We start from the raw sequence: 13,897 nt of genomic DNA on the forward strand, positions 1-13,897 counted from the left end.
CCCTGATTCTACTGGCTTCCCCAGAAAATCATTCCGAACTAATTTCATTAGAAAAAATGATACATTCAGAATGTTGTTTTGTAAGGTTTTCAAACTTGAATCTCAAAAGATATAGGTTTGCATATCGTAGCTTATCGGAAGTTTATAAAAGCAAACTGGAGAAGATGCCGGTCCTAAGCATCTTCTCCAGTTTGTTCATGTAGGTGTACTTTTACGAACGATATTATTTGTACTACGTTGATTTAAGTTTCATGTATTTATACTTAAGAAGTATTGTTAAAATTTAATTAACAAATTATTCATGTTTATCAATTTATATCTAGTTAAAAATAATGATATGCAAGGAGGAGAACTGATGGAGACGATATTTTTATTTTCTTTAATGATGATAATCCTAGCTATAGCAGTACTTAATACTTCCAAAGTTGAAAAGCTAGAAAAAAGAATAAAGCAACTTGAGGAAAAATAATGACTTTCAAGATTTTCGAACTCTTGAAAGTGTACTACTATTTTTTAGTTTTATCACGATCTTTTAACCAAATTATCGAGTTGAGCATGAGTCATAATCAAAAAATCACCGAGCTGCAAACTAAACTAGACGATTTTAAAAAATCCCCGAAAATCCTGCGTAGGTTTTTTGTTGGAAAGAATAGGATTTGAATGTAACTTATGTGCAGTTAAGTTACATTCAAAACAAGTGTGACAATCCAGTAAATATAACGGGAGGTCTACATTGAAAAAAATCTCAGAAAAACTGGTTTACTATTTAGTGACTTTTGTTATTTTCTTTTTACTTTTTAAATTTTTTGCGTGGCTTGAAAATGCATATATCCCTCTAAATACTCAAACTCAATTAATATCAGGCATTATTATTATTCCAGCCATTGTGATTCTTTCGTTTATTTTATCCAGTTTACTTTTTAGAAGCTTGAAAGAATCTAAGCAAATCTGAATGTAACTTATTGTGAATTAAGTTACATTCAGAAAGTAATAATTAACCCTCAATAAAATAAAGATTCGGAGGAAACAATGGATTCCATAGACAAAATCGTCGCAGAAGAAAATCTGAAAAAATTATTTATAGGCAGCCAGCTTGATGGAGTGAAGTTTGGAGTGGGTCCGGGAGCAGTGCTTGCTTATTTCGTTCATTATTCCAATCAGGAACCCGATTTATTATGGATAAACATCGAGGTAATGAAAATGACAGTCATTTCCAGTTCCGAGACGAGAGAGGGGTTCCAAGGTAAAGGAGTAAAAGAATTGAATGATGAAGAAGCTTTGAATTTATTAGTAGAAAATAGGAGAGAGAAAGTAATAAACGTTCAGTTAGGCAATGATTCTCCTCATCTTTTTATTACATTTGAATCCGGAAAAACACTCTGTATCAATGGGGACGATGACAATTATGAGTGTTGGCAGGCTGGAGACGGTTATGGATATACCGGAGAGAATTGGTTGCTAATTGCTGTGCCAGGAAATGACCTTTCATTTTAATATCTCCAATTAAGTTAAAGTATTTTTGCAGAAATTGATTTTGAATGTAACATAATACTAATTAAGTTACATTCACCCCTTTATTCTAGCGAAGTTTTAAGCATAAGAAGAAAAAGTGAATTTGCTAGAAAAATGATATATTGAAAAGGCCATTCAGTACGGTTATATAATTATAAATTAAAGAACTAACGAAGTGGTTTAGTTGAAAGAAGCATATAGATTCCAAATAGAAGTGTACATCAAATTAGAAAATTTTAAATGCATGATCAGTTTGAATGAGATAAGACGCAAAACAATCTACTTTTTTCATTTCAAAAGAAAGGAAATGTGAAAATGAAATATAATTTACATTTTACTATTCCGACATTTACTGAGGACTTGGATACCTTTCCAATCCCTGAAAATGAAAATTATGATTACTGGGTTCCTTTAATAAGCTATTTTATTAAGCAGTCAAATTTCATCGAAATCCATTGCTGGAATGACGAAAAAGATGTTATTAAGGAAACGACCTTGTTGTTCAAAGACTCTTTTGAAATAGTAAATGGAAGAGATGTTACTGTTATTACAGGAAGCAAAACGGATAATATATCAAACTACTTGTTGTACGAGAACCTAAAAGCAAACGGCAAATTAAAATGGTTTTCGATTTTTTTTATTAAAAACAGTACCCCCCTTTTTCACTCTGAGCATTGGGGAACCGAGTTTTTTGCTCCGAATCTCGGTGAGGAAAACATAGCATACATCAAATCACTCACGCCCACAGGTACAGATTTTCATCAATACAACTAAAAATAATTGCACTAAGCTGTTTCGTTCAATGAGATGCATAGTAGTTGCCTGCGAAAAGATTAAATTTCTTAAGGGGTTTCAATGCAATAGGATTTAAAGAAAGTTAAACCTGGTTCATTAATTTCATTACATTTGAAAATACTATTCATTTATTCGCTGCCTAGTTTACATATCATCAGTTATCGGAAGCTCTTAGGTAGAAGATTTCTTCAAAGATGATATTGACAGTCAATATTGGATTTAGTATGATAAGTAAAATAATTCCAATATTGCAAACGCATAGATCAGGATTACTAAGAAAATTTTATTGTTTAGAGAGCTGTTAATTGCTGAAATGCAGCCAATAAAATTTCCCAACTCGCCTGTGAGTGGTCAGACTGATAAGTAGGTCTGAACGGCTGACTCCCGTGATAAGTTTTTTAGAAGGTCTGTGAAAATACGGCAGGCTGAGAAGAGTGGTACCGCGCTAGGAAAACCTATCGCCTCTTTATGAGGTGATGGGTTTTTTTGTTTTCTAAAACTATGGTAAAGGGGAGAATTGGGATGACAGAAAAAGATTGTTTTATTTGTCAAAAGCACAATGAGAAGATCCAAACTGTCGGAGTAAAAATTTTCGAAGATGATTATTTATACGTTGGGCATATCGATAAAGCAAAAAAGGACAATTACTTGGGGCATATCATGATCGATTTGAAAAGGCATGTGGCTACGCTTGCAGAAATGAATCCAGCAGAAGCAAAGGCATTTGGAATGATGATGGCCAGAATTAGCAAGGTACTGATGGAGTCGGAAAAAGCCGAGCATGTCTATGCGCTGGTATCCGGCAATTCGGTCCCTCACCTTCATATGCATTTGGTTGCACGCTATCCGGGCACACCCGAAGAATTTTGGGGACCAATGGAAGTTTACGATTCACCGAATGCCCGGATGGGCGATAGCAGAGAAGTGATCGAACTTTGTAACAGAATCATAGCTTACATGGAGGTTAATCCGTATGAGTAATGTCCTTCATAAGAACGAATTCAGCTGGGTGGGGAGCCAATCTCATTATGTTGATGAGATTGATATCGGTCATATACAGAATGTAACAGTAGGGCGGTTCGGGGGCAATTCAACTGCGGGTCAATATAAGAACGAAGATGGATGTGTGGTTTGGACCAATGAAAAAGAAGACTGGGAATTTGCCGTTCTGTTAGATGCACATCAAACTGCTGAAAGTGCCGAATTAGTGATATCAGAAGTAAATTCATTAAAAGATGCAATTCAGAGCAATTTGACGTTGCCGATCAAACAAGCATTTGAACAAACAGCAGAGACGCTGCTAACTACATTTGACAGTACCCATTTCAAAGAAGCGTGTGGGAAAATACAAGGGGAAACAGCGGTTTTATGTGTGGTCCGGAAAGGGAAGTATCTCTGGTGGTTATCCATTGGAGATTGTCTTCTTTATCTGTTCCACCCAGATCTAAAAGCGTTGAATGAAACTCAACAAAATCACCGCAGCTTTTATGAATGGATTGGACGAGTGAATACATTTGACCTACCGGTTCCCTGTTACAGCGTCGGAACCAAAGAATTAAGGAAAGGGAAAAATCATATATTGTTGACCACTGATGGGCTTGTTGAATGCCCAGATGCCAACTTCTCGAACCCGAATGAAGTCGGGAAACCATTTGAAACCCTTTCGAATGAGCAAGGAGTACAAGCCTTGTTAGAAGAAATCAAAGAGAAAAATGTCCGTGATAGTACGACGATCTTATCTTGGTTCATAGACGTAGCCGCTGATTCAACTCGCCCAAGCAATGCGTAGTAAAGTAAAATTACTTAATTCATGTTTGTTATAAGTTTACATATGACACATTATCGGAAGTTACTTGTAATGAAAAGGAGAAAAGAGGCTGTACACAGCACATCTTTTCTCCTTTTTGTTTGTGAATTGTATTTTTACAAACAGTTGATATTCATCTTGAATTAATTTTTTGATTTTAAAGCTGTTAGGATCTGATAACCATCAGAAGGACGTCCAGCATAAGGTTTCGGTTTCCACCAATTAGGATAAGTTATAGGGATGCTTGTGAAAATAAATAAGATGAGATTAAAGTATATAATTCCATTTAAAAAATTTTTGGTTCCATAATGCGTTAGGTCAGCTGAAACGAGATAAGCAGCAATACATAGCAGCAAAGAGATAATTGGACCTCCTGCTGAAAACATAATACTTTTAAAGCTTGTGAAATCGCTTCTGTTTTTAACAAAACAAAAACCAAAGAATGCCCATTTGATATGAAAGTGCATTCTCCCAATTCGAAAATTTTCTTCGTTACTATCGTTTGCTGAGCCAAGATATACATGTGCTTTTTCTTTTGTAAATAGGATGACTCCTAAAGCATGCCCTACTTCATGCAATAGTATAGAAACGGGCACTCCTATTAAATAAAAAATAAAAAATGAAATCATTTTAATTCACCTCTGGAAATACTTACGTAATAAATCGTTGATAGTTTCAAACAACTTGGTTTACATATTCAGGATTATCGGAAGTAAAGAAGCTCAAGATAGAGCTTCTTTTTTGTCTATGAAAGTGTACTTTTACGAAAGATTTTATTTTCAAAATTATTTAGTCATTTTTCAACAGCCGCAACCTTTCTTGTTTCTCTCGTACTGCTTGGAAAGTCGAGTGCTTTATGACCAGATTTCAGGAATTTTATGATATTATAAATTGGCTGCTCGGAACGATTCAGGCGCACAGCGATGATTGAAACGTTCATATTTTGGTGGTAGTAGGATTCTATTATCACCGGTTCATTTGTGATCACTCTGATGTTTTTCTTTGGTCGGAAAACATAGTGTGAGGTACCACGAATGACTTTTTCAGTTGTCTAGCTTAATTTCACAACCGGCGCATTTAAAAATGTATACACAAAGCTTTACGAATATGAGGGAGTGGCATACTGGCAATTAGGTAGTTAATACAACTAATTAAAAAGATAGTTAGGAGATAAAGTGAATGACATATGCATTAGAAATAAACGACTTGAAAAAGGTCTATACTGGCGGCGTTGAGGCTTTGCGTGGCATCGATTTGAAAGTAGAAGAAGGAGACTTTTACGCTCTCTTAGGTCCCAACGGTGCTGGGAAATCTACGACCATCGGGATTGTGACCTCCCTTGTCAATAAGACATCAGGAAAAGTTAAAGTCTTCGGCTATGATATGGACACGCAGTTAATGCAGGCGAAGCTGCAGATTGGTTTGGTCCCCCAGGAGTTCAACTTCAGTCCTTTTGAAACGGTCCAACAGATTGTCGTAAACCAGGCAGGTTATTACGGCGTGTCAAGGAAGGAAGCATTAGAGCGCAGCGAAAAGTACTTGAAGCAGTCTGATTTATGGGAGAAGAAAAATGTTCAGGCACGAATGCTTTCCGGAGGGATGAAACGTCGATTAATGATCTCACGCGCTTTGATGCATGAACCGCGTCTACTTATTCTTGATGAGCCGACGGCGGGTGTGGACATTGAATTAAGACGAGAGATGTGGACGTTTCTGAAAGAGTTGAATGATAATGGTACGACGATAATTCTGACAACACATTATTTGGAAGAAGCGGAGATGTTGTGCCGCAATATTGGTATTATTCAAAAGGGGCAGCTGATTGAGGATACAAGCATGAAATCATTGCTTGCTAAGCTGCAGTTTGAAACAATTATTTTAGATATTGAATCTTCAGGACAAATGCCAGTGATTAAAGGCTATAAGAGTGAACTTATGGACGAAGGATCCCTTTCTGTGGAAGTAGGGCGTGATCAAGGAATCAACGAACTGTTTAACCAATTGACAGAACAAGGGATTAAAGTGTTGTCAATGCGTAACAAGTCTAATCGATTAGAAGAGTTATTTTTAAAACTTACAAAAGAAACTGTTTAGTGGAGGATTCACATGTTTAAACTATACTTAGTAGCATTAAAAGGTTTGGCGGTCAAAGAAACGAACCGTTATCTTAGAATTTGGATCCAAACATTGGTTCCGCCTGTTATTACAACTTCCTTATACTTTATCATCTTTGGGAATTTGATTGGCAAAAGGATTGGCGAAATGGAAGGATTCTCCTACATGGAGTTTATTGTCCCTGGATTGATTATGATGTCAGTCATTACCAGTTCCTACTCGAATGTATCGTCATCATTTTTCTCACAAAAGTTTCAAAAAAATATTGAAGAATTATTGGTCGCTCCCGTCCCGACTCATATTATTATTTGGGGATTTGTGATGGGAGGACTAGGAAGAAGTACTCTGGTAGGGGTATTGGTCACAATTATCTCGCTACTTTTTGTTCCGTTGCAAGTCCATTCTTGGAGTATTGTCATATTAACATTTTTAATGACGTCTATTTTGTTCTCTTTGGCTGGTCTGTTGAACGGCATTTTTGCAAAATCATTTGATGATGTGTCTATTGTTCCTACTTTTATTCTTCAACCATTAACTTACTTAGGTGGTGTATTCTTTGCCATCTCAATGTTGCCTCCGTTTTGGCAGATTGTATCAAAGTTCAATCCGATTGTTTATATGATTTCTGGATTTCGATTCGGGATCCTTGGTGTAATCGATGTACCGATTCTAGTCTCTATTCTCATTTCGATTATTTTTGTGGTTTTACTTTATGGACTCAATTGGTATCTGATTGAAAAAGGCCGTGGACTGAGAAGTTAATATCTATTGTACTTACTCAGTAAACCCTTAAAAGCTAGATAAATTCAAACCACCTTTTCACACGATGACTACTGATCAAACGACCTTGTCATTGTCTATAAAAGAACAGCAACTGGGTAGTGCTCATTAAATTTAGAGTTCAAATCTAATTTTGGGGGTGCACTACCATATCTTTACTCCTTTTTGTTCGTGAAACAGTACTTTAACGTACAGTTAGAGTGGTAGTTTTAATGTATTTAATGAGTGATTTACATTCAGTCTGAAATCAGTCTTTGTAGATTAGAGGTACACAAATTTGTCTGCTACTAATGCCGATGTTATTAATTTAATGAATACTTTACTCTTTTATTTCATCTAAACGTCGACGAAGTACTAGAGCCGAGACCGCTAATATAACAAAAGCTGTGGTTGAACAAGCAATAACAATCTTCAATGCATTTCCTATTGGAGGGTTGAATAATAGAGCAACCGAGAAGATTAAAACGGCACCCGTTATCCCCATACCTATAATCGAGAATGCCAAAATTCTATTCATCAGCTCACCTCTTTTATTTTTATCCTTATATTACCATAGGCTTGATTAAAATATGTATGTAGAGCAAAATCAGTTTATAAGAAAAAACCAACTTTATAAAGATAGTCTAGTTAACATATCTTGGATTATCAACAGGGAAGAAGCTCAATGACGAGTTTCTTTTTTTCTTTGTCTTTAGAAAATGCATGTCTCTCTGGAAGATTATTTTTTAATGACCAAATAGCATAGTATATTCAAAATCTTCATGCGGGGTGCTCAAATTCCCTGGATGGTAACTTACCTCTTGAGTTGAGTGGATCAGCAACTAACCTACTGCAGCTCGCTTTTCATATTCTGCATAATCACGTGGCTTTGATCTTTTTTCTTTATATCGATTTTATTCATCCATATGAGCTATACCTTCTTTTCCCAGTTTAATTTAAGAAAATCTACTTATTGATAAAGCGAACTAGCTAACTAAAATTTTGACAATGGCCGGTACCTATCGTTTAAATTATTTTAATGGGTTGATAATTTAGCGAGATAAATTTCATCGAACGCGGTATTTTCGATTATCAACGCTTTACGGCGAGTCCCTTCAGATTCGTAGCCATTTTTGTGTAAGAAAGATAGCGCGGGTGAATTGGTTTCTAGGATAATGACTTCAAGGCGGCGAATGCCTTTTTCTGCTGCCCACGATTCCGCTTTTTGGAGAAGGAAGGATCCAATTCCTTTGCGTTGAGAATCCTTTTTAACACCAAACCGCAAACTAGCGCGATGACTGGCGCGATGAGCTTGGTATCCTTCAATTATTAAATAGCCTACATGCTCTCCATTTAAGATCGCCAATAAAATGAGTGAATGCCCACTTTGGTTCCTCTCAATGATTTGTTTTCTTGTTGTTTGTGTAGATAATAATCGTTCATCCTTTTCATACAATAAAAAATCTGATTCGCCGTCAACTTTTTTCAGTAGGCTTGAAAGGGAACTTGCGTCACCGTAAGAGGCAGAACGAATCAATAAGATGTTTTCATTTGTTTTGATATTGTCTTTATCGTTCGTTGTTTCTACTCGAACGAAAACAATGTAGCGTTTAAGGTCAACGTGCTTAACGGCATACCCTGCAATAGTCCAGGCTAGATAATGCTTAGCTGGAGCTTTGGTTTTTTTCCACCAACTATAGCTCAAGTAGGCACTATTTGGAAGGTTTTGGCCCATTATTTTTTCGATTTCTGTAAATTGTAACGTAATGGTTGGATTTGTCGTTGATAAAAAATAATTTGCTAAAGGAATATATTTTTTTTCGATTTCCATATTCATTTGATTATTTCCTCCTTGCCGGTATTTCGTTCATTGCAGTAAAAATGAAGCAGCACAGACAACTTGAATCTTGTGCTTGTGCCTGTGCTGCTTAGATAAACTAACAAAACATTCATCGATTTTATTTGAGTGCCACATTGTGTTGAACTTGATCTTGATTCGTCCAAACAATGGTAGTTCCTGGTGCTACCGTGATAGATTCTTCACTAAACGCATAATCAGCAATATCCACTTCTAGTTGATCCATTGCTTCTGCACCTTCTTCTACGATTACCTTCATTTGCATGTCAGGATGTGGCTCACAGAAGATCGAAAATTCTCCAGCTTCGTTAAAAACAAAACTTGTCGTTTCACCTTTTGATAAGAGTTTTGAAGCCGTACCACTCATTGCTTCAGGTGCACTTTCTTGTGCCGGTTCTTCTTCTGGCTCTTCGGTCGCACTTTGCTGTTCTTCGGAAACGGGTTCTGCTGGTTCTTCGGTTACTGGTTGTTCTTGACTACAAGCGGCTAGTGATAATAAACCTGTCGCCAAAATAAAGTTGAATTTTTTGTTAATCATATTATTTCCTCCTTGTTTTAGGTTCTTGCATATATAACGCAAAAAGCTGAGAAATAGATTGGTTTTTTGAAAACCGAAGAGAAATTTCGTGTTTCTTCTATAAGAAGAGAGAATTAAATTGTCCTTCATTACTTTCCTTATCTAAAGAGTTTCTTTAAATTTAAAGTTAAAAGAGTTAAAAAAATTAATTATTTTATGGAAAAGTGATCTAAACAAAAACCCTTTGCGTTATGTCTGTATAACGAAAAAAAACAAAACAAAGGGAGCGATTTTAGATGAAATTAAACAAAGTACTTTTAGCCTTACCACTCAGCCTAGCATTATTGGTACCAACGGCGGCACTTGCCGACAGCCACGGAGGACATTCAACAGCGAGCGAAGCTTCAATGGAAATGGCCACAGCAACACCGGCTGGAGAACTACGCATCGCCCTTGATACGACGTTAACCGAGCATGCATTCCTTGCAATCGAAGCGATGCGTAAAGGCGTCGACGGCGCAGAAGATTTTGACCAAGCAGCAGGCGCGTTACTAGCGAACGCTGACGACTTATCAGCAGCAGTCGGATCGGTTTATGGCGAAGAAGGCGCAGCGCAATTTGACGAAGTATGGAAATCACATATCGGGTATTTCGTGGATTACGTAACAGCAACTGCTGAAGACAACCAAGAAGGCAAAGACCAAGCCCTAGCAGAACTGGAAAAATACAAAGTTGAACAATCTGAGTTTTTTGACACAGCAACAGGTGGCTTACTGCCAGCGGCAGCTGTTCAAGAAGGATTGGACATGCACGTTGATCAGTTGATCATGGCATTTGACGCATACGTAGCGGGTGATTTCGAAAAAGCTTACTCATTAGAGCGTGAAGGAATTCAACACATGAGCATGTTTGCAGAAAGCTTGTCTATTGCGATCACAACTCAATTCCCAGACAAATTTGAAAACACAAGTGCCGATACACCAGCGATCGACTTGCGTGCAACATTAAACCAAACGTTCACTGAACATGCAGGACTTGCGGTAATGGCAATGCAAGACGGCGCTGACGGCGCAGAAAGTTTTGACCAAGCAGCAGGTGCGTTACTAGCGAACGCTGACGACTTGTCGGCAGCAGTTGGTTCGGTATACGGCGAAGAAGCCGGTGCACAATTTGACGAAACATGGAAGTCACACATTGGCTACTTTGTGGATTACGTAACAGCAACAGGTGAAGGCAACAAAGAAGGCCAAGAACAAGCACGTGCAGAACTTGACCAATATATTGTGGACCAAGCCGCATTCTTAGATGCAGCAACAGAAGGACGCGTACCAGCCGATGCACTTGAAGAAGGCTTGACAGCACACGTTGGCCAACTCCTAGCCGCATTTGACTCATACGTAGCCGGCGATTTTGATGCAGCATACAGCTCGATTCGCGAAGCATACGCACATATGCAAATGCCAGCAGCTGGCTTGTCAGCAGCAATCGTAGATCAGTTCCCAGACCAATTTGGCGCAACTGAAATGCCATCTGAAATGCCAAAAACAGGCATGGGCGGAACAGCTGACGAAGGATCATTCCCAATCATGTGGGTACTAGTGGGCTTGATGCTTGCGACATTGACAACAGTTGTAGCAGTTCGTACACGCAAACAATAATTAGACAGATAACAAAAAAGCTAGCCTTTTTGGCTAGCTTTTTGTTATAGAAATTTTAGTTAGAGTATTGCAGTGTCACTGCCTACAATACTCACAAATTCATTATCCAACTGTTTTGAAAACGGCCACCAGGCTAGAATTATTCAGAACATATAGGAGGGATTCGATTATGGAATGTGAATTTTTGCTAGTGTACACCAATGGGGCTCAATTGATGAAAAAAGAATATGCCGAGGTATTTGAATACCAATTAGATACATTTTTAGTATATCAGGAATCGTTTAATGTAATGGAAGGACTCTCTTCTATAGAAGAGGAAATTTTATTTTTCGATGAAATGAAAGCTAGAATTTTATCGAAGGTCTTTGATGAGAGCTTACCCATGTTGTAAGAAAGTGCAGGGTGTTCTATGAACAATTTTAATTGTATGAAGGAGATTCATTTTTATCACTAGCTATCTGTGATATGAATTAATATAATCGATATACAGAAAAAAGTAAGGAAGTTTTTAGAAACTCTCGAATTGAGGGAGGTTGTATTATACGCTCGCATTTTTGTATATTGGGTTCTGATTGAAGGAATAGAAGAGATAGAGAGCATAACCAATTTTTCACTTTAGGGAGAAATGTAGAATGATGTTGAAGTACTACAAAAAACGTTATGAGATAATTATGCAGGGGACTTACCCAATAAATCGAAAAAAAATAATGTTAGACACCCTGACAAGTGACATCGAGCAGGCTTATGCAATTCCGATGCAAAAAGATCCTGCCTGGGAACAGAAAAATAAAGAGATATTTTCACTTTATTCTCAGGTTTCTGCCCACAAAGGCATGTAGAAAAAAGGCGTTTTTGGCATTGAAAAGAACGTCAAAAATTGAACTAGTTAAATACAGTCTATTATTCGAGAGAGAAGTATGTGACCTACAAGTAGCTATCAAAAAGAGGAAGCTGACAAAAAGGAGATATCATTACAAAATAAATGTAAATTACATATCTCGGATTATTGGAAGGGCAGAAGCTTTAATAGAGGCTTCTGCTTTTTGTTTGGATAAGTGTACATCCACGAACAGCTGCAGGGCTTTTGGTGGTGTCCCTACATCTAGTAATTCGTATATCAGTTACTCAAGAAAAAAGCTTACAAACAATTCAAAAGAAGAGATGAGAATTTTTCCGCACTGATATTTATCTTGGACTTCTGAAAATATTCTTTAATAAAATAGAAAGAACATATCGGCATATGCTGATATGTTCTGTTCATTCATATAATAATCTCTGAAAAATTCTTATTTAGAAAGGGTGAAAAGGATATGAAGAAGAAAGAAATACAAGATTATTTAAAGGTTACTTTATGGATATGCTCTTAACTATTTTGCTTTTCTCTTTTTTGCTAAAGTAACTACGAAGCGTATCAATAAGATTAGCGCAACAAAAAAAAGAAACGTGTAGATAACGTCGCCCCAATTTATCATTTCAGTAGGATTCATATTTAATCCCTCCTCATTAAATTTATTTCAATTCCTTTATACCAATTAACTTAAAAGCAGATTTCATTTATCTAGAAAATTTAGTGGTTCTAATGTTCATGCAAATGTAACATATTGTAAGTTTATCGACACTCAGTTCCAATCAAATAAAAAAGCGTTATTTAGAAGGTGTCAAAGTGGCATTCATATCCTAGTAAATGATCTAGTTAGAAAAAACCGAGAAAATCAGTCGTAAATAATAAGGTAAGAATCACGAGTATAAAAACCAATTGACTAATCGTGTAAATATAGGCATTGGGATTTTTGGCATATTTTCTTTCCATGAGTGCTCTTACTATCTCAGTTATAAAAACAAGCCCAAACAATAAAAACCATGGCTCCAAAAACAAGTAAGATTCATCTGGAAGCCTGGGTATATTAATGAAAAATCCTAATACCATTACAGCAATAAAGAAAATCCTGATACTCCAGTCGATTTTCTTGTGTTGATCATTTACGTGGTTATGAGAGAATGCTCTTGGTTTCTCAACTCCTAGCCACCTCCGCAAGAGAGCATTGAATACAGTCATCAACACGACAAAAACAGTCAGCAAGAGAAATAAATTTAACCAGAATGTTGCTTCACCTCCATACATGAGTTATCCTCCTCTATGATAAAGTTCCAAACTAGTTTTGAATGTAATCCAACGTACGGAAAAGTAATTTCCTCAAAAAAGGTAAGTTGCGAGAAATTGACAAGATAAAAATGAGTGCGCTTAAAAACGCCAACGATCTTAATGATCTACTAACTAAATTGAGTGGATATAGCCATTTAGTTTGTTTTGTATTGATACATAATTGGTTGTAAACAAAAGATATGTGCTGTCCTTTGTCGTAATCACAACTCTATCGGTTGTGCCATAAGGCATTCCAATTCGAATGGCTGTTTTTTCTTTTCCACCGTAAGTATCATCTGTAGAAATTGCTAAAATATCAGCTATTGGAATGGTTATCTTAGTGAATAGCCATCTAATCACGACATCAGAATTTACTTTTTTTACAAATACCTCAAACAAAAAAATCCCTCTTTTCTATTAATGAGCTTATTTTAATCTAGTAAGAAAATTTAAAGACTAGTTACATTAATTTAAACGTCTTGCAGCAAGCAACTCATAAATCCACTTACTTTAGTTTTTTGATATATTCGTATGAATTAGATTGAAGAAAATAAAAAAACGAACACAATCATACGCAGTACGATCTAAATAAAAGACGAATCAATTTTTTCTTTGGAAAGCTCTTTTTTTCCTCTATGGACGACAGACAATTATGAAGAGATGTAAAATCAAGTGATTTGTGAACTTTTCTCTTATCCCTAATACTTTACGTTCAATTTATAAAATAGTTTCA

General features: G+C 36.5%; 16 protein-coding genes and 1 other annotated feature. Of the genes, 10 read left to right on the forward strand and 6 right to left on the reverse strand.

Annotated elements, in window-relative coordinates; translation table 11 throughout:
- Window positions 1-733: 733 nt before the first annotated feature.
- From PLANO_RS05325 to PLANO_RS05345, 5 genes are all read left to right on the forward strand, one after another.
- Window positions 734-952: a hypothetical protein gene (locus PLANO_RS05325; protein WP_038703437.1), complete on the forward strand. Its 219-nt coding sequence runs from the start codon at window positions 734-736 to the stop codon at window positions 950-952.
- Between the two features lie 77 nt (window positions 953-1,029).
- A complete protein-coding gene (locus tag PLANO_RS05330) occupies window positions 1,030-1,494 on the forward strand; it encodes a hypothetical protein (protein WP_038703438.1) in 465 nt (154 codons plus the stop codon).
- Between the two features lie 333 nt (window positions 1,495-1,827).
- Window positions 1,828-2,286, forward strand: coding sequence for a hypothetical protein (locus PLANO_RS05335; protein ID WP_038703439.1), 459 nt, complete (start codon window positions 1,828-1,830; stop codon window positions 2,284-2,286).
- A 271-nt stretch (window positions 2,287-2,557) separates the two neighbouring features.
- Window positions 2,558-2,776: a binding site (T-box leader), on the forward strand.
- A gap of 53 nt (window positions 2,777-2,829) precedes the next feature.
- The gene (locus PLANO_RS05340; protein ID WP_081976629.1) at window positions 2,830-3,288 is read left to right on the forward strand and encodes an HIT family protein; all 459 of its coding nucleotides are present in this window, start codon (window positions 2,830-2,832) and stop codon (window positions 3,286-3,288) included.
- The gene (locus PLANO_RS05345) at window positions 3,281-4,096 is read left to right on the forward strand and encodes a PP2C family serine/threonine-protein phosphatase (protein WP_038703440.1); all 816 of its coding nucleotides are present in this window, start codon (window positions 3,281-3,283) and stop codon (window positions 4,094-4,096) included. Before PLANO_RS05340 ends, PLANO_RS05345 begins: the two co-directional genes overlap by 8 nt.
- Window positions 4,097-4,257: 161 nt before the next feature.
- Here the strand turns inward: PLANO_RS05345 and PLANO_RS05350 are convergent, their stop codons facing one another.
- Window positions 4,258-4,743 carry a hypothetical protein gene (locus PLANO_RS05350; protein ID WP_038703441.1) on the reverse strand — a complete coding sequence of 162 codons (486 nt, stop codon included), beginning with the start codon at window positions 4,741-4,743 and terminating at the stop codon, window positions 4,258-4,260.
- A gap of 550 nt (window positions 4,744-5,293) precedes the next feature.
- Between PLANO_RS05350 and PLANO_RS05355 the strand changes: the two genes are divergently transcribed.
- Together PLANO_RS05355 and PLANO_RS05360 are read left to right on the forward strand one after the other, a co-directional pair.
- Complete coding sequence (locus tag PLANO_RS05355; protein WP_038703442.1) at window positions 5,294-6,208, forward strand: ABC transporter ATP-binding protein; 915 nt, start codon at window positions 5,294-5,296, stop codon at window positions 6,206-6,208.
- A 12-nt stretch (window positions 6,209-6,220) separates the two neighbouring features.
- Window positions 6,221-6,991: an ABC transporter permease gene (locus PLANO_RS05360; protein ID WP_038703443.1), complete on the forward strand. Its 771-nt coding sequence runs from the start codon at window positions 6,221-6,223 to the stop codon at window positions 6,989-6,991.
- Window positions 6,992-7,328: 337 nt separating this feature from the next.
- Here PLANO_RS05360 and PLANO_RS05365 read toward each other — a convergent pair whose 3' ends face one another.
- The 3 genes from PLANO_RS05365 to PLANO_RS05375 all read right to left on the reverse strand — a co-directional run bounded on the left by PLANO_RS05365 (window position 7,329) and on the right by PLANO_RS05375 (window position 9,384).
- Complete coding sequence (locus PLANO_RS05365; RefSeq protein ID WP_038703444.1) at window positions 7,329-7,526, reverse strand: hypothetical protein; 198 nt, start codon at window positions 7,524-7,526, stop codon at window positions 7,329-7,331.
- Window positions 7,527-8,024: 498 nt separating this feature from the next.
- Window positions 8,025-8,825 carry a GNAT family N-acetyltransferase gene (locus PLANO_RS05370; protein WP_038703445.1) on the reverse strand — a complete coding sequence of 267 codons (801 nt, stop codon included), beginning with the start codon at window positions 8,823-8,825 and terminating at the stop codon, window positions 8,025-8,027.
- 121 nt (window positions 8,826-8,946) lie between these two features.
- Complete coding sequence (locus tag PLANO_RS05375; RefSeq protein WP_038703446.1) at window positions 8,947-9,384, reverse strand: plastocyanin/azurin family copper-binding protein; 438 nt, start codon at window positions 9,382-9,384, stop codon at window positions 8,947-8,949.
- Window positions 9,385-9,659: 275 nt separating this feature from the next.
- Here PLANO_RS05375 and PLANO_RS05380 point away from each other — a divergent pair, with 275 nt between their 5' ends.
- The 3 genes from PLANO_RS05380 to PLANO_RS05390 all read left to right on the forward strand — a co-directional run bounded on the left by PLANO_RS05380 (window position 9,660) and on the right by PLANO_RS05390 (window position 11,860).
- Complete coding sequence (locus PLANO_RS05380; protein ID WP_038703447.1) at window positions 9,660-11,021, forward strand: hypothetical protein; 1,362 nt, start codon at window positions 9,660-9,662, stop codon at window positions 11,019-11,021.
- A 169-nt stretch (window positions 11,022-11,190) separates the two neighbouring features.
- Window positions 11,191-11,412 carry a hypothetical protein gene (locus PLANO_RS05385; RefSeq protein WP_038703448.1) on the forward strand — a complete coding sequence of 74 codons (222 nt, stop codon included), beginning with the start codon at window positions 11,191-11,193 and terminating at the stop codon, window positions 11,410-11,412.
- A gap of 241 nt (window positions 11,413-11,653) precedes the next feature.
- Entirely contained in the window at window positions 11,654-11,860 is a 207-nt protein-coding gene (locus tag PLANO_RS05390; protein ID WP_038703449.1) for a hypothetical protein, read from the forward strand.
- 854 nt (window positions 11,861-12,714) lie between these two features.
- Here PLANO_RS05390 and PLANO_RS05395 read toward each other — a convergent pair.
- Window positions 12,715-13,143, reverse strand: a complete 429-nt coding sequence (locus PLANO_RS05395; RefSeq protein ID WP_038703450.1) for a DUF4181 domain-containing protein — start codon at window positions 13,141-13,143, stop codon at window positions 12,715-12,717.
- A 153-nt stretch (window positions 13,144-13,296) separates the two neighbouring features.
- Entirely contained in the window at window positions 13,297-13,563 is a 267-nt protein-coding gene (locus tag PLANO_RS05400) for a SunI/YnzG family protein (protein ID WP_081976630.1), read from the reverse strand.
- Between the last annotated feature and the right edge of the window lie 334 nt (window positions 13,564-13,897).

This window comes from Planococcus sp. PAMC 21323 (assembly GCF_000785555.1).
GTDB lineage: Bacteria > Bacillota > Bacilli > Bacillales_A > Planococcaceae > Planococcus.